The sequence below is a fragment of the Streptomyces sp. W1SF4 genome, from assembly GCF_003950035.1.
Taxonomy (GTDB): domain Bacteria; phylum Actinomycetota; class Actinomycetes; order Streptomycetales; family Streptomycetaceae; genus Streptomyces; species Streptomyces racemochromogenes.
The window spans coordinates 115,401-141,070 of sequence record NZ_CP034352.1 but is presented as its reverse complement, the minus strand read 5'-3'; the positions used below and the strand labels follow the sequence as shown (position 1 = coordinate 141,070).

Below are 25,670 nucleotides of genomic sequence, written 5' to 3'. Positions count from 1 at the left end.
GATGGACAACGAACAGAAGCTGCTCGATCACCTCAGGTGGGTGACCGCCGAGCTGAAGCAGACCCGGCAGCGGCTGCGCGAGGTCGAGGCGGACGAGCCCGAGCCCATCGCCGTCGTCGGCATGGCCTGCCGCTACCCGGGCGGCGTCCGCTCGCCCGAGGACCTGTGGCGGCTCGTCCGCGACGGCCGCGACGCCGTCTCCGGCTTCCCCGTCAACCGCGGCTGGGACCTCGACTCCCTCTACGACCCGGACCCCGACCACCTCGGCACCACGTACGTCCGCGAGGGCGGATTCGTCCACGACGCGGGCGACTTCGACGCCGAGTTCTTCGGCATCTCCCCGCGCGAGGCCCTCGCCATGGACCCCCAGCAGCGGCTGCTGCTGGAGACCGCCTGGGAGGCCTTCGAGCGGGCCTGCGTCGACCCGACGGCGGTCGCCGGCACCCGGACCGGCGTCTACGTCGGCACCACCTACACGGGCTACGGCAGCGACCGGGAAGGGGCCGCCGAGAACGTCGAGGGCCACCTGATGACCGGCATCGCCACCGCCGTGTCCTCAGGGCGCCTGTCGTACGCCTTCGGCCTGGAGGGCCCGGCCGTCTCCGTCGACACCATGTGCTCCTCCTCCCTCGTCGCCATCCACCTGGCCGTGCAGTCCCTGCGCCAGGGCGAGTGCGCGCTCGCCCTCGCGGGCGGCGCGCAGATCATGTCGACGCCCGAGGTGTACGTCGAGTTCAGCCGCCAGCGCGGACTGGCCCCCGACGGCCGCTGCAAGCCGTTCGCGGCCTCCGCCGACGGCACCGGCTGGTCGGAGGGAGTCGGCGTCCTGCTGCTGGAGAAGCTGTCGGACGCCCGCCGCAACGGACACCGCGTCCTCGCCGTCGTCCGCGGCTCCGCCGTCAACCAGGACGGCGCCTCCAACGGCCTGACCGCCCCCAACGGCCCCTCCCAGCAGCGGGTCATCGAGGAGGCCCTCGCCAACGCCCGGCTCTCGCCCCACGAGGTCGACCTCGTCGAGGCCCACGGCACCGGCACCACCCTCGGCGATCCCATCGAGGCCCAGGCGCTCCTCGCCACCTACGGTCGCAGCCGCCCCGAGGGCCGCCCCCTGCACCTGGGCTCCATCAAGTCCAACATCGGCCACTCGGCGGCCGCCGCCGGCGTCGCGGGCGTCATCAAGGCCGTGATGTCCGTACGCGACGGGGTGCTGCCCCGCAGCCTGCACATCGACGCGCCCACGCCCGAGGTCGACTGGTCCTCCGGAGCCGTCGAGCTCCTCACCGAGGAGCGGCCCTGGCCCGCTGCGGACGGCCCCCGCACCGCGGCCGTCTCCTCCTTCGGCGCCAGCGGCACCAACGCCCACGTCATCATCCAGCACGCCGGCCAGGACGCGGACGCCGAACCCGCCCCCCGCGCCCCCGAGCCCGGCCGGCCGGTCCTCCCCGCGGCCACCCTGCCCTGGGTGCTCTCCGGCCGTACCGCCGAGGGCCTGCGGGGCCAGGCGGCCCGGCTGCGCGCCTTCGCCGACGACGCCGGCAGCGGCGTCTCCGAGGCCGCCGTCGGCCTCGCCCTGGCCACGACCCGGGCCGGGCTGGAGCGGCGCGGCGTCGTCCCGGCGGGCTCACGGACCGGCCTGGACGCGCTGGCCGCCGGACTCCCGGCGGCGGACGTCGTGGACGGCGCCGTGGTGGCGGGCGCCGACCGGCCGGTGTTCGTCTTTCCCGGGCAGGGTTCGCAGTGGGCGGGGATGGCGGTGGAGCTGTACGGGGCCTCGCCGGTGTTCGCGGCCCGCCTCGACGCGTGTGCCGAGGCGTTGGCCCCGCACACGGACTGGTCGCTGCTGGAGGTGCTGCGGCAGGAGGACGGTGCGCCCGGCTTCGACCGCGTCGACGTGGTCCAGCCCGCCCTGTGGGCCGTGATGGTCTCGCTGGCCGAGCTGTGGCGTGCCGCCGGTGTCGTGCCGGCGGCGGTGGTCGGGCACTCGCAGGGTGAGATCGCCGCCGCGGCCGTCGCAGGTGCCCTGTCTCTCCAGGACGCGGCGAAGGTGTCCGCGCTGCGGGCGAAGGCCATCGTGGCCCTGGCGGGCAAGGGGGGCATGGTGTCGGTCGCGGACGTCGCCGAAGCCGTGGCGGAACGTATCTCCGCCTGGGGGGAGCGTCTCGCGCTGGCCTCCGTCAACGGCCCGCAGTCGACGGTGGTTTCGGGTGATCCGGACGCGCTGGACGAGCTGATGGCGGCTTGCGAGGCCGACGGTGTCCGGGCCCGCCGGATCAACGTGGACTACGCCTCGCACGGCCCGCAGGTGGAGTCGATCCGCGACGAGGTCCTCTCCCTCCTGGCGGGTATCGAGCCGCGTACCGCCGAGGTGCCGTTCTTCTCGACGGTGACGGGCGAGTGGGCCGACGGGTCGGAGCTGGACGGCGAGTACTGGTACACCAACCTCCGCCAGACCGTCCGCTTCCAGGACGCCGTCAGTGCCCTGCTGGAGCGCGGCCACGGCCTGTTCGTGGAGTCCAGTGCCCACCCGGTGCTCACGATCGGTGTCCAGGAGACCATCGAGGCCGCCGGGTCCCCGGCCGTCACCCAGGGCACCCTGCGCCGTGACGAAGGCGGGCCGCAGCGCTTCCTGGCCTCCCTCGCCCAGGCCTGGACCCACGGCGCCCCCGTCGACTGGCAGGCCGTCTGCGACACCCCGGACGTCTCCGGCGTCGACCTGCCCACGTACGCCTTCCAGCGCCGCACCTACTGGCTCGAAGGCGCCCCCGCGGCCGACCGCACGTCCGTCGTGGACGAAGCCGAAGCCGGCTTCTGGAACTCCGTGGAGGGCGCCGACGTCACCGCCCTCGCCGACACCCTCGCACTCCAGGACACCGGCCCGCTCGAGGAACTGCTGCCCGCCCTGTCCGCCTGGCGCCGCGACCGCCGCGAGGCGAGTGCGCTCGACGCCCGCCGCTACCGCATCACCTGGAAGCACCTGCCCGACGCCGCACCGGCCCGGCTCCACGGCGACTGGCTGCTGCTGGCCCCCGAAAGCACCCCCGCCGGGCCCTTCGAGGAGCTGCTCACCGCCCACGGCGCCCGCGCCCACCTCCTCACCCTCGACCCCGCCCGGGCCGACCGCGACGCGTGGGCCGGGGCACTGCGCACCCTCCAGGAAGACCACGAGCCGTTCGCCGGGGTCCTCTCCCTGCTCTCCACCCACGAGGACGCCGGCCTGCTCGGCACCCTCGTCGCCACCCAGGCACTCGACGACGCCGGCATCGAGGCCCCCCTGTGGGCCCTCACCCGCGGGGCCGTCGCCGCCGGCCCCGAGAACGCCCCGCGCAGCGCCGTACAGGCACAGGTCTGGGGCCTCGGCCTGGTGGCCGCACTGGAACGCCCGCGCGGCTGGGGCGGCCTCGTCGACCTCCCCGCCGACCTCGACGAGGCCGCCGCGGCCCGCCTCGCCGGCGCACTCGCGGGCCGGGACGGCGAGGACCAGATCGCGATCCGCACCGCCGGCACCTACGTACGCCGGCTCGTCCGGGCCGCCCTGCCCGCCAGCGCACCCGCCCGCGACTGGCAGCCGTCCGGCACGACCCTGCTCACCGGCGCCGCGGGCCCCCTGGGAGCCGAGGCGGCCCGCCGCCTCGCCGCCGCGGGCGCCGGCCACCTCCTGCTCACGGCCACCCCCGCGGAACTCACCCCCGCCCTCGAAGCCCTCGCCGGCGAACTCACCGCCCACGGCACCGAGGTCACCCTGGAGGAATGGGACGGCGCCGACCCGGCGGCGCTTGCCGCGCTGACCGCCCGCGCCGAGCGGGCGGGACGGCCGGTCCGCACCGTCGTCCACGCCGCCGCGCACGTCGAACTCACCCCCCTCGCCGCCACCACGGCCCGCCACCTCGACGACGCCCTCGCCGCGAAGGTCACCTCCGCCCGCGCCCTCGACGAGGTGTTCGACACCGACGGCCCCGCCCTGGACGCGTTCGTCCTGTTCTCCTCCGTCACCTCCTACTGGGGAGGCGGCGAGCACGCCGCCTTCGCCGCGGCCAACGCCCACCTGGACGCCCTCGCCCAGCAGCGGCGGGCACGCAACCTGCCGGCCACCGCCGTCGGCTGGGGCGTATGGGACCTGTTCGACGCCGAAGCCCACCCCGACGAGGCGCGCGAGCTCCACGAGCGCTCCGCACAGCGCGGCCTGCCGCTCCTGGACCCCGAGGCGGCCCTGAACGCCCTGCGGCGGATCCTCGGGCACGACGACACGGCCGTCGCCGTCGCCGACGTCGACTGGGACCGCTTCCTGCCCCTGTTCACCTCCGCCCGCACCGGACGCCTCACCGAGGACGTCCCCGAGGCCCGCCGGATCCTCGCCCGGGCCGGCCAGGGCGACCACGGCGGCGCCGGGGAAGCGGGGGACACCGGAGCGGCCGACGCACTGCGCCACAAGCTCGCCGAACTGTCCGGCGAGGAACAGGACCGCGTCCTCACCGACCTGGTGTGCGGCCACGCCGCCGCCGTCCTCGGCCACGCCTCGTCCGGCGCGGTCGACGCCGCCCGCGCCTTCAAGGACCTCGGCTTCGACTCGCTGACGGCCGTCGGCCTGCGCAACGGGCTGAACGCCGCCACCGGCCTCACCCTGCCCGCCACGATGGTCTTCGACTACCCCACCCCCGGCGCGCTCGCCGGCTACCTGCGCGGCCTGCTCCTGGACGGCGGCGCCGCCCGGCGCGCAGAGGCCACCGCGGCATCCGTGCACGGCGACCTCGACCGCATCGAGTCCGACCTGCTGTCGCTGGCACCCGGCCGGGAGGAGAGCAAGGACCTCACCCGCCGCCTGGAGGCACTGCTCTCCCGCTGGAAGGACGCGCAGGCCGCGGCGGACGCCGGATCCGTCAGCGGAAAGCTCGACGCCGCGTCCGACGAAGAGATATTCGCATTCATCCGCAAGGAATTCGGCCGCCCGGAGTAAGGGCGTCCTCCGGCCGGTCGGTCACCGGATTCCCCCACGAATTCCAGCTCTATCCGAGAGGTTCGAAGAGGTCCCCATGGCGACGAACGAAGAGACGCTCCGCGATTACCTCAAGTGGGTCACCGCCGATCTGCACGAGACCAAGCAGCGGCTGCGCGAGGTCGAGGACGCCGGGCACGAGCCGATCGCGATCGTCGGCATGGCCTGCCGCTTCCCCGGCGGCGTCGCGTCGCCGGAGGACCTGTGGCGCCTGGTGACGGACGGCGGCGACGCCATCGGCCCCTTCCCCGAGGACCGCGGCTGGGACCTCGACGCGATCTACGACCCGGACCCCGAACGCTCCGGCCGCACCTACGTGAAGGAAGGCGGATTCCTCTACGAGGCCGGCGCCTTCGACCCGGGCGTGTTCGGCATATCGCCGCGCGAGGCCCTCGCGATGGACCCGCAGCAGCGCCTCGTCATGGAAGCCGCCTGGGAGGCCTTCGAACGGGCCGGGATCGACCCGCACTCCGTGAAGGGAAGCCGCACCGGCACCTTCGTCGGCTGCTACAACCTCGACTACTGCTGGTCCCTGCCCTCCATCCCCGAGGGCTACGAGGGCCACCTGACCACCGGCAGCGCGGCGAGCGTCGTCTCCGGCCGCGTCGCCTACACCTTCGGGCTGGAGGGCCCGGCCGTCTCCGTCGACACCGCCTGCTCCTCGGGACTCGTCGCCCTCCACATGGCCGCGCAGGCGCTGCGCGCCGACGAGTGCTCCATGGCCCTCGTCGGCGGCGTCACCGTCATGTCCACCCCGCTGGAGTTCATCGGCTACAGCGAGCAGCGCGGCATGGCCGCCGACGGCCGCTGCAAGGCCTTCTCCGCGGGTGCCGACGGCATGGCGCTCGCCGAGGGCGCCGGCATCCTGCTCGTCGAACGGCTCTCCGACGCCGTGCGCAACGGCCACGAGGTCCTGGCCGTCGTACGGGGTTCGGCGACCAACCAGGACGGCGCCTCCAACGGCATGACCGCCCCGAACGGCCCCTCCCAGCAGCGCGTCATCAAGCAGGCCCTCGCCAACGCCAGGCTGACCGCCGGCGACGTCGACGTCGTCGAGGCGCACGGCACCGGAACGGCCCTCGGCGACCCGATCGAGGCCGGGGCGCTGCTGGCGACCTACGGCCGGCGGCCCGCGGACGCCGCACCGCTGCGGCTGGGCTCCGTGAAGTCCAACATCGGCCACACGCAGGCCGCTTCGGGCATCGCCGGCGTCATCAAGATGGTCATGGCGATGCGCAACGGCGTCCTCCCCAAGACCCTCCACGTCAGCGAGCCGTCCCCGCACATCGACTGGTCCTCCGGCGCGGTGGAACTGCTCACCGAGCCCGCGGACTGGACCGTCGACGGCCGCCCGCGCCGCGCCGCCGTCTCCTCGTTCGGCATCAGCGGCACCAACGCCCACGTCATCCTGGAGCAGCACCTCGCCCAGGACGCGGCCGAGGACGCCGCCGAGGACACCGCCCCCGAGGCGCCCGCCGGGACCGTCGTCTCCGGCGGCCCGATCCCGTGGACGCTGTCCGGCAAGACCACCGAGGCCCTGCACGGGCAGGCGGCCCGGCTGCGCGCCCACGCGGAGTCCGCCACCACCGTCGAGCCGGCCGCGGTGGCCGCGGCCCTGACCACGACGCGGGCCGCGCTGGAGCGGCGCGGCGTCGTCCTGGCCGGAGACCGAGACGGCTTCCTGACCGGCCTGGACGCCCTGGCCGCCGGGCTTCCGGCGAACGGCGTCGTGGACGGCGCCGTCGTCAAGGGCGCCGACCGGCCGGTGTTCGTGTTCCCCGGGCAGGGTTCGCAGTGGGCGGGGATGGCGGTGGAGCTGTACGGGGCCTCACCGGTGTTCGCGGCCCGCCTCGACGCGTGTGCCGAGGCGTTGGCCCCGCACACGGACTGGTCGCTGCTGGAGGTGCTGCGGCAGGAGGACGGCGCCCCCGGCTTCGACCGCGTCGACGTGGTCCAGCCCGCCCTGTGGGCCGTGATGGTCTCGCTGGCCGAGCTGTGGCGTGCCGCCGGGGTGGTCCCGGCGGCGGTGGTCGGGCACTCGCAGGGTGAGATCGCCGCCGCGGCCGTCGCAGGTGCCCTGTCTCTCCAGGACGCGGCGAAGGTGTCCGCGCTGCGGGCGAAGGCCATCGTGGCCCTGGCCGGCAAGGGGGGCATGGTGTCGGTCGCGGACGTCGCCGAAGCCGTGGCGGAACGTATCTCCGCCTGGGGGGAGCGTCTCGCGCTGGCCTCCGTCAACGGCCCGCAGTCGACGGTGGTTTCGGGTGATCCGGACGCGCTGGACGAGCTGATGGCGGCTTGCGAGGCCGACGGTGTCCGGGCCCGCCGCATCAACGTGGACTACGCCTCGCACGGCCCGCAGGTGGAGTCGATCCGCGACGAGGTCCTCTCCCTCCTGGCGGGTATCGAGCCGCGTACCGCCGAGGTGCCGTTCTTCTCGACGGTGACGGGCGAGTGGGCCGACGGGTCGGAGCTGGACGGCGAGTACTGGTACACCAACCTCCGCCAGACCGTCCGCTTCCAGGACGCCGTCAGTGCCCTGCTGGAGCGCGGCCACGGCCTGTTCGTGGAGTCCAGTGCCCACCCGGTGCTCACGATCGGTGTCCAGGAGACCATCGAGGCCGCCGGGTCCCCGGCCGTCACCCAGGGCACCCTGCGCCGTGACGAAGGCGGGCCGCAGCGCTTCCTGGCCTCCCTCGCCCAGGCCTGGACCCACGGCGCCCCCGTCGACTGGCAAGCCGTCCACGGCGGCCGGGACGCCGGACGCGTGGACCTGCCCACGTACGCCTTCCAGCGCGAGCACTACTGGCTGGAGGTCGCCGACACCGGATCCGGGGACGTGTCCGCCGCCGGCCTCGGAGCCGCCGACCACCCCCTGCTCGGTGCGACCGTCCGCCTCGCCGACGGGGACCAGGCCGTCCTCACCGGGCGCCTCTCCCTGCGCACCCACCCCTGGCTCGCCGACCACGCCGTGAACGGCACCGTCATCCTCCCCGGCACCGCGTTCGTCGAGCTCGTCGTCCGCGCCGGTGACGAGGTCGGCTGCGACACCCTCGACGAACTGACACTGGAAGCCCCGCTCGTCCTGCCCCCCGAGGGTGCGGCCCGCCTCCAGCTCGTCGTCGGCGGGCCCGAAGCCGACGGCCGCAGGCCCGTGTCCCTGCACTCCCTCCCCGAGGACGCCCCCGAGGGCACCCCGTGGACCCGCCACGCCACCGGCCTGCTGCTCTCCGCCCGCCGCGAGCCGGGCTTCGACCTCGCCGCCTGGCCGCCGCCCGGCGCCGAGCCCGTCGACCTCGACGGCTTCTACGAGGCCCTCTCCGGCTCCGGCTACCAGTACGGGCCCGCCTTCCGGGGCCTGACCGCCGTCTGGAAGCAGAGCGGCGGCGAGGAGATCTACGCCGAGGTCGCCCTCGCCCACGAGCAGCACGACGACGCAGCCCGGTTCGGCCTCCACCCCGCCCTCCTCGACGCCGCCCTGCACGCCGGCCTGGTGCCGGCCGCCCGCGGCGAGGCCGAAGGCGTACGACTGCCGTTCTCCTGGAACGGGGTCACCCTGCACGCGGTCGGCGCGACCGCGCTGCGCGTGCGGATCTCCCCGGCCGGGGAGGACGGCGTCGGCCTGGAGCTCGCCGACGCCACGGGCCGCCCCGTCGCCACCGTCGGCGCCCTGGTGTCCCGGGCCGTCACCGCCACGTCCCTGGATGCCGGGCCGGCGGCCGACGACTCCCTGTTCCGGCTGGACTGGACGGCCGTGGACACCGACGGCCTCCCGCAGGACGCCGCCCCGCACGACTGGTGCCTGCTCGGCGAGGACCGCCTCGGCGTCGAGGCCGCCTTCCATCGGCTCGGCGCGTTCCCGCAGCTCTTCGACGACGTGGCCACCCTCGGCGACGCGGTCGCGGCCGGACTGCCCGCCCCGGAGGTCGTCGCGCTGCCCGTCGGCGGCACCCCGGCAGGTGCGCTCGCCGACGCGGTCCGCGAGGAGACCGCCCGGATCCTCGCGGTCCTCCAGGACTGGCTCGCCGACGAGCGGCTGGAGGGCGTCCGCCTCGCCGTCGTCACCCGCGGCGCCGTCTCCGTACGGTCCGGCGAGGACGTCACCGACCTGGTGCACGCACCGCTGTGGGGCCTGGTCCGCTCCGCGCAGGCCGAGAACCCCGGCCGGCTGCTGCTCGTCGACCTCGACGCGGCGGAGGACGCCGCGGCCGCGCTCCCGGCGGCCGTCGCCGCCGCGCACCGGGCCGGCGAACCGCAGGCCGCCGTACGCGGCACGGCGGTGCTCGCGCCGCGGCTGGTCCGCGGGACCGCCCCCGGCGGCCCCCTGACACCCCCGCGCAACGCCGACGGCTGGCAGCTCGCCTCCTCCGGCGGCACCCTCGACCACCTGGCCCTCGTACCCGCCGGGACCCGGCCGCTCGCCGAGGGCGAGATCCGCGTCGCGGTCCGCGCCGCCGGCCTGAACTTCCGCGACGTGATGATCGCGCTCGGCATGTACCCGGGCGACGCGACCATGGGCAACGAGGGCGCCGGCACCGTCACCGAGGTGGGCCCCGGCGTCACCGGACTCACGGCCGGCGACCGGGTGATGGGCCCGTTCCCCGGTGCCTTCGGCCCGCACACGGTCGCCGACCGGCGCGTCGTCACCCGAATCCCCGACGGCTGGACCTTCGAGGAGGCCGCGTCCGCGCCGACCGCCTTCCTCACCGCCTACTACGCGCTCGTCGACCTGGCCGGCCTGAAGGCCGGCGAACGGATCCTGGTCCACGCCGCCGCGGGCGGCGTCGGTTCGGCCGCCGTCCGGATCGCCCGCCACCTGGGCGCCGAGGTGTTCGCCACGGCGAGCGAGGGCAAGTGGGACGCGCTGCGCGCGGCCGGACTCGACGACGCCCACATCGCCTCCTCCCGCGACGCCTCCTTCGGGGAACGCTTCGCCGCCGCCACCGGCGGCGAGGGCGTCGACGTCGTCCTGAACTCCCTCGCCGGCGAACTCACCGACGCCTCGCTGCGGCTGCTGCCGCGCGGCGGCCGCTTCGTCGAGATGGGCAAGACCGACGTCCGCGACCCGCAGGACGTCGGACGGGACCACCCCGGGACCGCCTACCGGGCCTTCGACCTCGCCGAGGCCGGACCCGACCGGATCGCGGAGATGCTCACCGAGCTGGGCCGGCTGTTCGAGGCGGGCGTGCTGCGGCCGCTGCCGGTCCGCGCCTGGGACATCCGGCGGGCGCCCGAGGCGTTCCGCTTCATGAGCCAGGCCAGGCAGGTGGGCAAGATCGTCCTGACGGTCCCGCAGGGCTGGGACCCGGACGGTACCGTCCTGATCACGGGCGGCACCGGCACCCTGGGCGCGCTGGTGGCCAAGCACCTGGTCGCCTCGCACGGGGTACGGCACCTGCTGCTCGCGGGCCGACGAGGCCCGGACGCCCCCGGTGCGGCCGAACTCGTCTCCGAGATAGCCGAGTTGGGCGGCTCGGCCGAGGTCGTCGCCTGCGACGCCGCCGACCGCGACGCGCTCACCGCGCTCCTCACGGCCATCCCGGCCGGCCGGCCGCTGCGCGGCGTCGTCCACACCGCCGGAGTCCTCGACGACGGCGTCATCGCCTCACTCGACGCCGGCCGGCTCGGCGCCGTCCTGCGCCCCAAGGCCGACGCGGCCGCGCTCCTCCACGAGCTCACCCGAGACCTGGACCTCACCGCCTTCGTCCTGTTCTCCTCCGCCGCCGGCGTCATCGGCGGCCCCGCCCAGGGCAACTACGCCGCCGCCAACGCCTTCCTCGACGCCCTCGCCCAGCACCGCTGCGCCCAGGGCCTGCCCGCCACCTCCCTCGCCTGGGGCCTGTGGGACGAGGCCAGCGGCATGACCGGCCACCTCTCCGAGGAGGACGTGGCCCGCATGGCCCGCTCCGGCATGGTCTCCTTCTCCCCGGCCGAGGGCCTCGCCCTCCTCGACGCCGGCACCGCCGACGGCACACCCCTCCTGGTCCCCGTACGACTGGACCAGGCCGCGCTGCGCACCATGGCCGCCGGCCAGACCCTGCCCGCGCTGGCCCGCGGCCTGGTCCGCGTGTCCGCCCGCCGCACCGTGGAGAGCGGCGACGGCGCCGGCGGCTCGGCCCTCGCCCGCCGCCTGACCGCCCTCGGCCCCGACGACCAGCTGCGCACCCTCCTCGACCTGGTCCGCACTCACGCGGCCGCCGTCCTCGGGCACTCCGGCGCCGAAGCCGTCGGCGCCGAGAAGGCCTTCAAGGAGCTCGGCTTCGACTCGCTGACCGCCGTCGAACTGCGCAACCGGCTCGGCGCGGCCACCGGACTGCGGCTGCCCGCGACCATCGTCTTCGACCACCCCACCCCCTCCTCCCTCGCCCGTCAGCTGCGCACCGCGCTCGTCGGCGACACCGGCACGGAGCCGCGGGGCGCGCAGGACGCCCCCCTCACCGCCCCGGCAGCCGACGGCGACCCGGTCGTGATCGTGGGCATGGCCTGCCGCTTCCCCGACGGCGTGGACTCGCCCGAGGCACTGTGGCGGCTCGTCGACGCCGAGGGCGACGCCATCGGCGCCTTCCCCGCCGACCGGGGCTGGGACCTGGACGCCCTCTACGACCCCGAGCCCGGCACGCCCGGCCGCACGTACGTCAAGGAGGGCGGCTTCCTGCACGACGCGGCCCGCTTCGACGCCGAACTCTTCGGCATCTCCCCGCGCGAGGCCCTCGCCATGGACCCGCAGCAGCGGCTCGTCCTGGAAGGCGCCTGGCAGGTCTTCGAACGGGCCGGCGTCGACCCCGCCACCCTCAAGGGCACCCGCACCGGCGTCTTCGTCGGCGCCGTCCCCTCCGGGTACGCCACCGAACTGCGCGAGATCCCCGAAGGGGTCGAGGGCTACTTCGGCACCGGCCTCTCCAACAGCGTCATCTCCGGCCGCGTCGCCTACACCTTCGGCCTCGAGGGCCCGGCCGTCACCGTCGACACCGCCTGCTCCTCCTCGCTGGTCGCCCTGCACCTGGCCGCCCAGTCCCTGCGGCAGGGCGAGTGCTCGATGGCGCTGGCCGGGGGCGTCGCCGTCATGTCGACCCCCGCCGAGTTCGTCGAGTTCGGACGCCAGCGGGCGCTCGCCGCCGACGGCCGCGCCAAGGCCTTCGCGGCCGCGGCCGACGGCACCGCCTTCTCCGAGGGCCTCGGCGTGCTCCTCCTGGAGAAGCTCTCCGACGCCCGCCGCAACGGACACCGGGTCCTCGCCGTCGTCCGCGGCTCCGCCACCAACCAGGACGGCGCCTCCAACGGGCTCACCGCCCCCAGCGGCCCCGCCCAGCAGCGCGTCATCCGCCAGGCCCTCGCCTCCGCCAAGCTCTCCGCCCAGGACGTCGACGCCGTCGAGGCCCACGGCACCGGCACCAAGCTGGGCGACCCCATCGAGGCGCACGCCCTGCTCGCCACCTACGGCCAGGGCCGCGAGGAGGACCGGCCGCTGTGGCTCGGCTCCCTGAAGTCCAACATCGGCCACACCCAGGCCGTCTCCGGCATCGCCGGCGTCATCAAGTCCGTGATGGCCCTGCGTCACGGCGTCCTCGCCAGGACCCTGCACGTCGACGAGCCCTCCCCGCACGTCGAATGGTCCACCGGCGCCGTCGAGCTGCTCACCGAGCGGCGCGCCTGGCCCGAGACCGGCCACCCGCGCCGGGTCGGCGTCTCCTCCTTCGGCCTCAGCGGCACCAACGCCCACGTCATCCTCGAACAGGCCCCGCGGGCCGCCTCCCCGGACCACGACCGGGCCCCCGAGGACACCGCACGCCCGGCGGTCGCCGGGGTCCTCGCCGCCACCGTCCCCTGGACCCTGACCGGCAAGAACCCCGGCGCCCTCCAGGCACAGGCGCGGCGGCTGCACGACCACCTCGCCGCCGACGTCGACCTGTCCCTCTCCGACGTCGCCCTCTCCCTGGCCACCACCCGGGCACGCCTGGACCACCGGGCGGCCGTCGTCCTCGGCAGCCGTGAGGAGGCCCTCGCCGGACTCGCCGCCCTCGCGGACGGCGCGCCCGCCGGACGCACCGTCACCGGCACCGCCGACACCGAGGGCAAGACGGTGTTCGTCTTCCCCGGGCAGGGCTCGCAGTGGGCCGGGATGGGTGTGGAACTGCTCGACTCGTCACCGGTGTTCGCGGCCCGTTTCGCCGAGGTCGCGGCCGCCGTCGAGGCGCACGTCGACTGGTCGGTGGAGGAGGTGCTGCGCGGTGACGGGGAGGGCCTGACCCGGATCGAGGTGCTCCAGCCGGTCCTGTTCGCGGTGATGGTGTCCCTGGCGGAGCTGTGGCGCGCGGCGGGCGTCGTGCCCGACGCGGTCGTCGGCCACTCGCAGGGCGAGATCGCGGCGGCCGCCGTCTCCGGTGCGCTGTCGCTGGAGGACGCGGCCAGGGTCGTCGTGCTCCGTTCGCAGCTGTTCGCCGACGAGCTGGTGGGCCGGGGCGCGGTGGCCTCGGTGTCGCTCGGCGCCGACGCGGTCCGGCAGCGGCTGGCCCCGTACGGGGACGCGCTGTCCATCGCGGGGATCAACGGTCCGGGCACGGTCACCGTGGCCGGCGAGGTGGCCCCGCTCGAGGAGCTGGTCGCCGTCCTGGAGACCGAAGGCGTCCGCGCGAAGATCATCCCCTCGACCGTGGCCTCCCACTGCGCCCAGGTCGACCGCCTCAAGGACCGGGTGATCGAACTCCTCTCGTTCGTCCGGCCGCGCGCCGGCTCCGTCCCGCTCTACTCCACCGTCACCGGCGAGGTCCTCGACGGCTCCGAACTCACCGCCGCCTACTGGTACGAGAACTGCCGCCGGCCGGTGTCGTTCGAGCCCGTCGTCCGCACCCTCCTCGCGGACGGACACCGCGTGTTCGTCGAGTCCAGCGCCCACCCCGTCCTCGTCTACGGGGTCATGGAGACCGCGGACGACGCCGGGTCCGAGGCGCTCGCCCTGGGCACCCTGCGCCGCGAGGAGGGCGGCCTGGCCCGCTTCTACACCTCCCTCGCCACCGCATGGACCCGAGGCGTCGACGTCGACTGGACCTCCGTCCTCGCCGGACGCGGCGCCCGCACCGTCGAACTCCCCACGTACGCCTTCCAGCAGCAGCGCTACTGGCTGGCCTCCGGCCCCGCCGAGGCCGCCCTCCCGCAAGGCCCGGCCGAGGAGACCGAGGGTGCGTTCTGGTCGGCCGTCGAAGCCGGCGACCTCGACTCCCTCACCCGGACCGTCGGCCTCGACGGCGACCGCCCGCTGCGCGAGCTGCTGCCCGAACTCGCCACCTGGCGGCGCGGCCGCCGCGAGCGCTCCACCGTCGACTCCTGGCGCTACGACGTCGACTGGACCCTGCTGCCCGAGGACGGCGGCGACCGGCTCACCGGACGCTGGCTCGTCGTCGAGCCCCTGCGGCCGGCCGACCCGGAGCACACCGCCGCCACCGTCGCCGCGCTCGCCGCGCACGGCGCCGACACCGACCGGATCGCCCTCGACCCGGCCGCGGCCGACCGCACGGCCTGGGCCGCACAGCTGCCCGCGACCCCGTTCACCGGCGTGGTCTCCCTGCTCGGCGACGCCGCCGACCGGGACGCCGTCGCCACCGGCACCCTCGTCCTCGTCCAGGCCCTCAACGACGCCGGAGTGACCGCACCCCTGTGGGCGGTCACCCGCGGCGCCGTCGCCACCGGCCCGGCGGACGCGCCCGCCGACCCCGTCCAGGCCCAGCTGTGGGGCCTCGGCCGGGTCGTCGCCCTCGAACAGCCCCGCAGCTGGGGCGGCCTCGTCGACCTGCCGGCCGAGCTGGACGAGCGGGCCGCGGCCCGGCTCGCCCGGGTGCTCTCCGGCCTCGGCGACGAAGACCAGGTCGCGGTGCGCTCCGGCGGGGCATTCGGCCGCCGCCTGGTGCGCGCCCCGCTCGGCGACCGCGAGCCGGTCCGCCGCTGGGAGCCGTCCGGGACGGTCCTGGTCACCGGCGGCACCGGAGGCGTCGGCGCACAGGTCGCGCGCCGCCTCGCGGCCACCGGCGCCGCCCACCTCGTCCTCACCAGCCGGCGCGGCGCCGACGCCCCCGGAGCGGCCGAACTCGCCGCCGAGATCCGCGCCCTGGGCGCCGACGTCACCATCCCCGCCTGCGACGTATCCGACCGCGACCAGCTCAAGGCGGTCCTCGACGCCATCCCCGCCGAGCAGCCGCTGACCGCCGTCGTCCACGCCGTCGGCATCGTCCAGTCGACCCTCGTCGACGAGATGACCCCCGACGAGTACCGGAAGATCAACGAGGGCAAGATCGACGGCGCCCGCCACCTCGACGAGCTCCTCGGCGACACCGCACTCGACGCGTTCGTCCTGTTCTCCTCCAACTCCGGCGTCTGGGGCAGCGGCCGGCACGGCGGCTACGCCCCCGGCAACGCCTGGCTCGACGCGTTCGCCCAGCAGCGCCGCGCCCGCGGCCTGACCGCCACCTCCCTCGCCTGGGGCGCCTGGGGCGGCGGCGGCATGATGGAAGGCGAGGGCGTCGAGGAGTACATGCGCCGCCGCGGCGTCATCGAGATGGACCCCGAACTCGCCCTGAACGCCATGGTCCAGGCCGTGGAACACGACGAGGTGTTCCGCGCCGTCGCCGACGTCGAATGGGAACGCTTCGCCCGCGGCTTCACCTCCGGCCGCCCCAGCCCGCTCATCCAGGGCGTCCCCGAGGCCCGCGCTGCCCTCAGGGCCTCCGACGAACCCGCCCCGGCGGACGCGGCAGCCGGTGGGGCCGCGGCCCGGCTCGTCGAGGCGCTCACCGCGGCCAACCCCGCCGAACGCGAGACGATCCTCCTCGACCTGGTCCGCGAGAAGGTGGCCGGCGTCCTCGGCCACGACTCGGCCGACGCCATCGAACCCGGCCGCGCCTTCAAGGGCCTCGGCTTCGACTCGCTGACCGCCGTCGAACTGCGCGACCGGCTCGGCGCCGCCACCGGCCTCAAGCTCCCCGCCACCATCGTCTTCGACTACCCCAACCCGGCGGCCCTCGCCGGCCACCTGCGCGGCGCCCTGCTGCCGGAGTCGACGGCCCCCGTCGGCTCGGTCCTCGACGAACTCGACCGCCTCGAAGGCGCGCTCGCCGCCGCCGCGCCCGACAGCGACACCCGCACCAAGCTCAAGCAGCGCCTCGAAGCCCTGCTGTGGACCGTGGGCGGCACCGACGCCACCCCGGACGAGAACACCGGCGAAGGCCTGCAGAGCGCCACCGCCGACGACATGTTCGCCCTGCTCGACAAAGAGCTGGGCACCTCCTGACACATCCGGGAGGGGTGTCTCCGCCGGCCGGGCCACGAGCCCGGTCCGTACGGCGGGGGCACCCCTTCCCCCATCCCACCCGCCGGCCAGCGATCCGCCCCACGGGGCCCACGGAGATACCGACCATGGCGAACAACGAAGAGAAGCTCCTCGAATACCTCAAGCGGGCGACGGCCGACCTGCAGCAGACCCGCAAGCGGCTGCAGGCGGCCGAGTCGGCCGGCCACGAACCGATCGCGATCACCGGCATGGCCTGCCGCTACCCGGGCGGGGTGAGCTCCCCCGAAGACCTGTGGGAGCTGGTCGCGGCCGGCGGCGACGCCGTCGGCGCCTTCCCCGTCAACCGCGGCTGGGACATCGAATCCCTCTACGACCCCGACCCCGACAAGCCGGGCACCAACTACGTCAGGGAAGGCGGCTTCCTGCACGACCTCGACCAGTTCGACGCCGGCTTCTTCGGGATCTCCCCGCGCGAGGCCCTCGCCATGGACCCGCAGCAGCGACTGCTCCTGGAGACCGGCTGGGAGGCCGTCGAACGCGCCGGGATCGACCCCGCCACCCTCACCGGCAGCCTCACCGGCACCTTCGTCGGCTTCAGCGCCATCGACTACACCACCGGCATCCTCCAGGCCCCGGACGAGCTGGAGGGCTACCTCGGCACCGGTAACCTGGCCAGCGTCATGTCCGGCCGGCTCGCCTACTCCCTCGGCCTGGAGGGCCCGGCCGTCACCATCGACACCGCCTGCTCCTCCTCGCTCGTCGCCCTGCACATGGCCGTCCAGGCCCTGCGCAACGGCGAATGCTCCATGGCCCTCGCCGGCGGCGTCACCGTCATGTCGAACCCCGCCGGGTTCGTCGAGTTCAGCCGCCAGCGGGCGCTCGCCGCCGACGGCCGCTGCAAGGCCTTCGCCGCCGCCGCCGACGGCTTCGGGCCCGCCGAGGGCGTCGGCATGCTCCTCGTGGAACGGCTCTCCGACGCCCGCCGCGCCGGCCGCCGCGTCCTCGCCGTCATCCGGGGCACCGCCGTCAACCAGGACGGCGCCTCCAACGGCCTCACCGCCCCCAACGGGCCCGCCCAGATGCGGGTCATCAAGCAGGCCCTCGCCAGCGCCCGCGTCACCGCCGCCGACGTCGACGCCGTCGAGGCGCACGGCACCGGCACCACCCTCGGCGACCCCATCGAGGCCCAGGCCCTGCTCGCCACCTACGGGCAGAACCGGCCCGCCGACCGGCCGCTGTGGCTCGGCTCCGTGAAGTCCAACATCGGCCACACCTCGGCCGCCTCGGGCGCGGCCGGCGTGATGAAGATGGTCATGGCGATGCGCAACGGCCTGCTCCCGCGGACCCTGCACGTCGACGCGCCCTCGCCGAAGATCGACTGGGCCTCGGGCGCCGTGGAACTGCTGACCGAGGCCCGCACCTGGCCGGAGACCGACCGCCCGCGCCGGGCCGGCGTCTCCGCGTTCGGCATCAGCGGCACCAACGCCCACGTCATCCTGGAGCAGACCCCCGAGGACACCGGAACGGACACCGCGACCGAGCCGGCCGAGACCGGCCCCGGCCGCCCCGCCGTCCTGTCCGGCCCCGTCGACGGCACCCCCTGGCTCCTGTCCGGCCGCACCGCCGCCGCCCTGCGCGGCCAGGCCGAACGGCTCGCCGCGCACGCCGCCGCACACCCCGGCGCGCACACCGCCACCGGCGTCGCCCTGGCCACCACCCGGGCCGCCTTCGACCACCGCGCGGCGATCACCTCCCTCACCTCCGCGCAGGACACCGCACGCGCCCTGGCCGCCCTCGCCGGGGGCGACACCGCGACAGGCGTCCACCAGGGGCAGGCGGGCAGCGGCAAGACGGTGTTCGTCTTCCCCGGGCAGGGCTCCCAGTGGGCCGGCATGGCCCTGGAGCTGTACGACTCCTCGCCGGTGTTCGCGGCGCGTCTGGACGCGTGCGCCGGGGCGCTGGCCCCGCACACGGACTGGTCGCTGTTGGAGGTGCTGCGGCAGGAGGACGGCGCCCCCGGCTTCGACCGCGTCGACGTGGTCCAGCCCGCCCTGTGGGCCGTGATGGTCTCGCTGGCCGAGCTGTGGCGTGCCGCCGGGGTGGTCCCGGCGGCGGTGGTCGGGCACTCGCAGGGCGAGATCGCGGCCGCGGCCGTCTCGGGTGCCCTGTCCCTGGAGGACGCGGCGAAGGTCTCCGCGCTGCGTGCGCGGGCCATCGTGGCCCTGGCCGGCAAGGGCGGCATGGTGTCCGTCGCGGCTGCGGCCGACGCGGTGGCGGAACGTATCTCCTCCTGGGGCGAGCGGCTCGCCCTGGCGTCGGTCAACGGCCCGCAGTCGACGGTGGTTTCGGGTGATCCGGAGGCTCTGGACGAGCTGATGGCGGTCTGCGAGGCCGACGGTGTCCGGGCCCGCCGCATCAACGTGGACTACGCCTCGCACGGCCCGCAGGTGGAGTCGATCCGCGACGAGGTCCTCTCCCTGCTGGCAGGCATCGAGCCGCGCACCGCCGAGGTGCCGTTCTTCTCGACGGTGACGGGGGAGTGGGCCGACGGTTCCGAGCTGGACGCCGAGTACTGGTACACCAACCTCCGCCAGACCGTCCGCTTCCAGGACGCCGTCGCCGGGCTCCTGGAGCGCGGCCACAAGGTCTTCGTCGAGGCCAGCGCCCACCCGGTGCTCACCATCGGCGTCCAGGAGACCATCGACACCGCCGGCACCTCAGCCGTCACCCTCGGCACCCTGCGCCGCGACGAAGGCGGCGCCCAGCGCTTCCTGGCCTCCCTCGCCGAAGCCTGGACCCACGGCGCCCCCGTCGACTGGCAGGCCGTCCACGCCGGCCAGGACGTCTCCGGCGTCGACCTGCCCACGTACGCCTTCCAGCGCGAGCGCTACTGGCTGACGGCCCCGGCCGGCACCGGCGCCGCCGACGTGGCCGCCGCCGGCCTCGGCGCCGCCGACCACCCCCTGCTCGGCGCGGCCGTCCGCCTCGCCGAAGGCGGCCAGACCGTCCTCACCGGGCGCCTGTCGCTGCGCACCCACCCCTGGCTCGCCGACCACGCCGTGGCCGGAGCCCGGGTGCTCCCCGGCGCCGCGTTCGTCGAGCTGGCCGTCCGCGCCGGCGACGAGGCCGGCTGCGACACCCTCGACGAACTCACCCTCGAAGCCCCGCTCGTCCTGCCCGACGAGGGCCCCGTACTGCTCCAGGTCGTCGTGGGCCCCCCTGACGCGGCATCCCGGCGCACCGTCGCCGTGTACGGCCGCCAGGACGCCGCCGACGGCCCCTGGACCCGCCACGCCCAGGGCGTCCTCAGCCGCGCCGAGACCCCGCAGCCCGGCCGTGAGCTCACCGCCTGGCCCCCGGCCGGCGCCGAGCGCGTGGACCTCGACGGCTTCTATGAGGGGCTGTCGGGGTCGGGGTACGGGTACGGCCCGGCCTTTCAGGGGTTGGCCGAGGTCTGGCTCCCGGGCGACGGTGTCGGGGTGTACGCCGAGGTGGTGCTGCCCGAGGATCAGCAGGAGGACGCCGGCCGGTTCGGCCTCCACCCGGCCCTGCTCGACGCCGCGCTCCACGCGCTGGCGGTGAGCGGGCCGGAAACGGAGGACGGAACGGCCTGGCTGCCGTTCGCGTGGAGCGGAGTGCGCCTGCACGCCGCCGGAGCCTCGCGCGTGCGCGTGCACCTGACCCCGGCCGGCCCGGACGAGGTGGCCCTCACGGTCGCCGACGCCACCGGCCGTCCCGTGGCCACCGTCGCGTCGTTCGCGTCGCGGCTGGTGTCCGCCGGGGAACTGTCCGCCGCCGCGGCCGCCGCCGGAGCCACCGGCGGGGCCGGCACCGTGACGCGTACGCCCGTGCGCCGGACGGCCGCCTCGCAGGACGCGGCGGAGGCCGAGTCCTTCGCACAGCGGCTGGCGGCGCTCTCCCCACAGGAACAGGAGCGCACGGTCACCGACCTCGTACGCACCCGGGTGGCCGCGGTCCTCGGCCACCCGGAGACGGAATCGGTCGAGGCGGAACGGGCCTTCCGGGAGCTCGGCTTCGACTCGCTGACCGCCGTCGAACTGCGCAACCGGCTCACCGCCGCGACCGGCCTGTCCCTGCCCGCCACCCTCGTCTTCAGCCACCCGACCCCGCTTGCCCTCGCCCGGCACCTCCTCGACCAGCTGGGCACCGCCCGCGGCGCGCAAGCGCCCGGGCTGCGTGAACTCGCCGCCCTGGAAGCCGTACTGGCGGACGCCGACCCGGACGGCGACGCCCGCGACACCGTCGCCAAGCGCCTGGAGGCGCTGCTGTGGAAGTGGCGCGGCACCGAGACGGAGGCGGACGTCCTCGACGACGAAGCCCTCGCCGCGGTGACGGACGACGAGATCTTCGCACTGATCGACAAGGAACTGGGAGCTTCCTGACCTGCTCCTCTGTCCCATATCCACTTAGGAGTACCGAGCATGTCGACGAGCAACGAAGAGAAGCTCCGCGAATACCTCAAGCGCGTCACAGCCGATCTGAGCCGTACCAAGCAGCAGCTGCGCGACGCCGAGGACGCCGGGTCCGAGCCGATCGCCATCGTCTCGATGGCCTGCCGCTTCCCGGGCGGGGTCACCGACCCCGAGGGCTTCTGGAACCTCGTGGCGTCCGGTACCGACGCGATCGGCCCCTTCCCGGCCGACCGCGGCTGGGACACCGACCTGTACGACCCCGACCCCGACGCCCCCGGCAAGACGTACGTCCGCGAGGGCGGCTTCCTCCAGGGAGCCACCCTCTTCGACCCGGAGCTCTTCGGTATCTCGCCGCGCGAGGCGGCCGCCATGGACCCGCAGCAGCGGCTGTTCCTGGAGACCGCCTGGGAGGCCCTGGAGCGCGCCGGCCACGACCCGCTGTCGCTGAAGGGCACCGGGACGGGCGTCTTCGTCGGCGCCGTCGCCTCCGACTACGCCTCCCGGCTGGACGCCCTGCCGGACGGCGTGGAGGGCTACATCGGCACCGGCACCATGTCGAGCGTCCTGTCCGGCCGGGTCGCCTACACCTTCGGGCTGGCCGGCCCCGCCGTCACCGTCGACACCGCCTGCTCCTCCGGCCTGGTCGCCCTGCACCTGGCCGTGCAGGCCCTGCGCCAGGGCGAGTGCTCGCTCGCCCTGGCCGCGGGCGTGGCCGTCATGGCCAGCCCCGCCGCGTTCGTCGAGTTCAGCCGGCAGCGCGCGCTGGCCGCCGACGGCCGCTGCAAGGCCTTCGGCGCCGACGCCGACGGCACCACCTGGGCCGAGGGCGCCGGAGTGCTGCTCGTGGAGCGCCTCAGCGACGCCCGCCGCAACGGCCACCAGGTCCTCGCCGTCATCCGCGGCTCCGCCCTCAACCAGGACGGCGCCAGCAACGGCCTCACCGCCCCCAGCGAGCCCGCGCAGCAGGAGGTCATCCGCCGCGCCCTCGCCAACGCCCGGCTCACCCCCCAGGACGTGGACGCCGTCGAGGCGCACGGCACCGGCACCTCCCTCGGCGACCCGATCGAGGCGCAGGCCCTGCTCGCCACCTACGGGCAGGAGCACTCCGCCGACCAGCCGCTGTGGCTCGGCTCGTCGAAGTCCAACATCGGACACGGCGGCCCCGTCGCCGGCATCGCCGGCGTCATCAAGATGGTGCAGGCCCTGCGCCACGGCGTCCTCCCCAAGACCCTGCACGCCGACGAGCCGTCCCCGCACATCGACTGGTCCTCCGGCGGCGTCCGGCTGCTGAACGAGTCCCGCGACTGGACGCGTCGCGGCGAGGAGCCCCGCCGCGCCGGCGTGTCCTCCTTCGGCGTCAGCGGTACCAACGCCCACGTCATCCTCGAGGAGGCCGCCCCGGCCGACCTGCCGGCCGCGCCCGCCCCCGAGGACGGCGGCGCGCCCGTGCCGTGGATCCTCTCCGGCCGCACGCAGGCGGCCCTGCGCGCCCAGGCCGCCCGCCTCCTGGAGCACGTGCGGGACGGCGCCGCGCCCGCCTCCACCGGCTTCTCGCTGGCCACCACCCGCACCGCCCACCCGGTGCGCGGCGCGGTCGTCGCCGCCAAGCACGAGGAGTTCCTCGCCGCCCTCGCCGAGCTCGCCGAGGGCGACACCACCGGCGTCACCGCCGCCGCCGGCGCCGACCGGCCCGTCTTCGTCTTCCCCGGCCAGGGCTCCCAGTGGGCCGGCATGGCCGTGGAACTGTACGCATCCTCACCGGTGTTCGCCGCCCGCCTCGAGGAGTGCGCCCAGGCCCTGGCCCCGCACACCGACTGGTCGCTGCTCGACGTGCTCCGCCAGAAGGACGGCGCGCCCGGCTTCGACCGCGTCGACGTCGTCCAGCCCGCCCTGTGGGCCGTGATGGTGTCCCTCGCCGAACTGTGGCGCTTCCACGGCGTGCGCCCGGCCGCCGTACTCGGCCACTCCCAGGGTGAGATCGCCGCCGCGGCCGTCGCAGGTGCCCTGTCTCTCCAGGACGCGGCGAAGGTGTCCGCGCTGCGGGCGAAGGCCATCGTGGCCCTGGCGGGCAAGGGCGGCATGGTGTCGGTCGCGGACGTCGCCGACGCGGTGGCGGAACGTATCTCCGCATGGGGCGAGCGCCTCGCGCTGGCCTCCGTCAACGGCCCCCGCTCCACCGTCGTCTCCGGAGACCCGGACGCGCTGGACGAGCTGATGGCGGCCTGCGAGGCCGACGGGGTCCGCGCCCGCCGCATCAACGTCGACTACGCCTCCCACTCCGCGCAGGTCGAGTCGATCCGCGACGAGGTCCTCGGCCTCCTGGCGGACATCGAGCCGCGCACCGCCGAGGTCCCGTTCTTCTCCACCGTGACGGGGGAGTGGGCCGACGGCCCGGAGCTGGACGCCGAGTACTGGTACACCAACCTGCGCACCACCGTCCGCTTCGAGGACGGCGTCCGCGCCCTCCTGGAGCGCGGCCACGGCCTGTTCGTCGAGGCCAGCGCCCACCCGGTGCTGACCATCGGCGTCCAGGAGACCATCGACGCCGCCGAGGCCCCCGCCGCCGCCTCCGCCGTCACCCTCGCCACCCTGCGCCGCGACGAGGGCGGCCCGCAGCGCTTCCTCACCTCCCTCGCCGAAGCCTGGACCCGCGGCGCACCCGTCGCCTGGGCCACCGTCTTCCCCGACGGCGCGCACCGCGTCGACCTGCCCACGTACGCCTTCCAGCACCGCCCCTACTGGCTCGACGCCGCACCCGCGGACCCGGCGGCCCCCGCCCCCGCCGCACACGGCGGCGACGAGGTCGACGCCGCCTTCTGGGCGGCCGTGGACAGCGGCGACCTGGCCCCCCTCGGCGTCGGCGCCGACCAGCCCCTCGGCGAGGCCCTGCCCGCCCTGGCCGCCTGGCGCCGCACCCGCCGCGAGAAGTCCGCGATCGACTCCTGGCGCTACCGCACCGTGTGGACCGTCGCCGAGACCGCCGCCCCGCAGCTCACCGGCACCTGGCTGATCGTGGAGTCCGAAGGCGGCGACGACGCGCTCGCCGCGGCCGCCGCCGACCGCCTCGCCGCCCAGGGCGCCCGCACCGTCCGCATCCCCGTCGACGTCTGGGCCGCCGACCGCTACACCCTCGCCCAGCAGCTCCACCAGGAACTCACCGCCGAGGGCGAGGACCGCGTCACCGGCATCCTGTCCCTGCTGTCCCTCGACGAGCGGCCCCACCCCGACCACCCGGAACTCCCGCTCGGCCTGGCCGGCACCGTCACCCTCGTGCAGGCCGTCCTCCAGGTCCGCGAACTCGCCGATTTCGACGCCCCCGTGTGGTCCCTCACCCAGGGCGCCGTCTCCGTCGGCGACTTCGACCCGCTCACCAGCCCCGTCCAGGCCACCGTCTGGGGCCTGGCCCGCGTCCTCGTCCAGGAGCACCCGCGGCTGTGGGGCGGCATCGTCGACCTGCCGCCGCAGCCCGACGAGGAGGCCTGGAAGCGGCTCGCCGGCATCCTCACGGAGCCCGGCGACGAGGACCAGCTCGCCGTACGCTCCTGGAACGTCCTGGTCCGCAGGCTGGTCCGGGCCCCCCTCGGCGACACCGAACCGGCCCGTACCTGGCAGCCGGCCGGCACCGCCCTCATCACCGGCGGCACCGGCGGCCTCGGCGCGCAGACCGCCCGCTGGCTCGCCCGCGCCGGCGCCGAACACCTGCTGCTGATCAGCCGCAGCGGACCCGGCGCCCCCGGCGCCGACGCCCTGCACGCCGAACTCACCGCGCTCGGCGCCCGGGTCACCATCGCCGCCGCCGACGTCGGCGACGCCGCCGCGCTCGCCGCCGTCATCGACGCGATCCCGGCCGACGCCCCCCTCACCTCGGTCTTCCACACCGCGGCCGTCCTCGACGACGGCATGGTCGACTCGCTCACCCCCGACCGCATGGAACGCGCCCTCGCCGTCAAGGTGCGCGGCGCCCTCAACCTCCAGGAACTCACCCGCGACAAGGACCTCACGGCCTTCGTGCTGTTCTCCTCCTTCGGCGCCGCCTACGGCTCCGCCGGCCTGGGCAACTACACCCCCGGCAACACCTTCCTCGACGCCCTCGCCGAGCAGCGCCGCGCCCTCGGCCTGCCCGCCACCGCCGTCGTGTGGGGCACCTGGGAGGGCAGCGGCATGGCCGACAACGGCGTCGGCGAACGCGCCCGCCTCCAGGGCGTGTGGGAACTCCCCCCGGAGCTCGCCACCGCCGCGCTCCAGCAGTCCCTCGACCACGAGGAGACCGGCCCCGTCATCATCGACATCCGCTGGGACAGCTTCTCGCTGGGCACCAACACCGAACGCCACAGCCCCCTGTTCGAGATGGTCCCCGAGGCGGCGCGGCTCCTCGCCCAGGCCGAGGCCACCGCCGCCACCGAGGCCGAGGCCGCCGACGGCGCCGCCGACGCCCTCCTGCACCGGCTCACCGGCCTCCCGCCGGCCGAGCAGGACCGCGTCCTGCTCGACCTGGTCCGCAAGCAGGCCGCCTCCGTCCTCGGCCACGGCACCGCCGGCCCGGAGGCCCTGGCCGCCGTCGGCCCCCAGCGGGCCTTCCGCGAACTGGGCTTCGACTCCCTCAGCGCGGTCGAACTGCGCAACCGGCTCGGCGCCGCCACCGGCCTGAGCCTGCCCTCCACCCTGGTCTTCGACCACCCGACGCCCGTCGAGCTCGCCGCCCTGCTGCGCACCGAACTCCTCGGCGACACCGACGCGGTGGACCCGCTCCTCGACGAGATCGACCGGCTCGGCGGCGCCCTGGCCGCGGCCGCGCAGGCCGGCCCCGAGGACCGCGGCCGGATCAGCGGCAGGCTCCACGCCCTGCTCGCCGCCTGGAACGCCACCGGAGCGGACGCGGCGCCCGACTCCGACGCCGACCTCGACGCGGCCTCGGACAGCGAGCTCTTCGACCTGCTCGACGACGAGTTGGAGACGCAGTGACCCCGCGCCC

Annotated in this window: 4 protein-coding genes; all 4 read left to right on the top strand. The window is 75.5% G+C overall.

Annotated elements, in window-relative coordinates:
* Position 1: 1 nt before the first annotated feature.
* The 4 genes from D1J60_RS36435 (at position 2) to D1J60_RS36420 (ending at position 25,660) form a co-directional block, all read left to right on the top strand.
* Complete coding sequence (locus tag D1J60_RS36435) at positions 2–4,951, top strand: type I polyketide synthase (protein ID WP_277607528.1); 4,950 nt, start codon at positions 2–4, stop codon at positions 4,949–4,951.
* Between the two features lie 76 nt (positions 4,952–5,027).
* A complete protein-coding gene (locus D1J60_RS36430) occupies positions 5,028–16,265 on the top strand; it encodes a type I polyketide synthase (protein WP_125824795.1) in 11,238 nt (3,745 codons plus the stop codon).
* A gap of 125 nt (positions 16,266–16,390) precedes the next feature.
* The gene (locus tag D1J60_RS36425; RefSeq protein WP_125824794.1) at positions 16,391–20,668 is read left to right on the top strand and encodes a type I polyketide synthase; all 4,278 of its coding nucleotides are present in this window, start codon (positions 16,391–16,393) and stop codon (positions 20,666–20,668) included.
* Between the two features lie 39 nt (positions 20,669–20,707).
* Positions 20,708–25,660, top strand: a complete 4,953-nt coding sequence (locus D1J60_RS36420; protein ID WP_125824793.1) for a type I polyketide synthase — start codon at positions 20,708–20,710, stop codon at positions 25,658–25,660.
* Positions 25,661–25,670 lie beyond the last annotated feature (10 nt).

What these genes read in the sequence shown, in the direction of transcription:
- D1J60_RS36435 (WP_277607528.1), top strand. Translation starts at nt 2, where the DNA reads ATGGACAACGAACAGAAGCTGCTCGATCACCTCAGGTGGGTGACCGCC.
- D1J60_RS36430 (WP_125824795.1), top strand. Translation starts at nt 5,028, where the DNA reads ATGGCGACGAACGAAGAGACGCTCCGCGATTACCTCAAGTGGGTCACC.
- D1J60_RS36425 (WP_125824794.1), top strand. Translation starts at nt 16,391, where the DNA reads ATGGCGAACAACGAAGAGAAGCTCCTCGAATACCTCAAGCGGGCGACG.
- D1J60_RS36420 (WP_125824793.1), top strand. Translation starts at nt 20,708, where the DNA reads ATGTCGACGAGCAACGAAGAGAAGCTCCGCGAATACCTCAAGCGCGTC.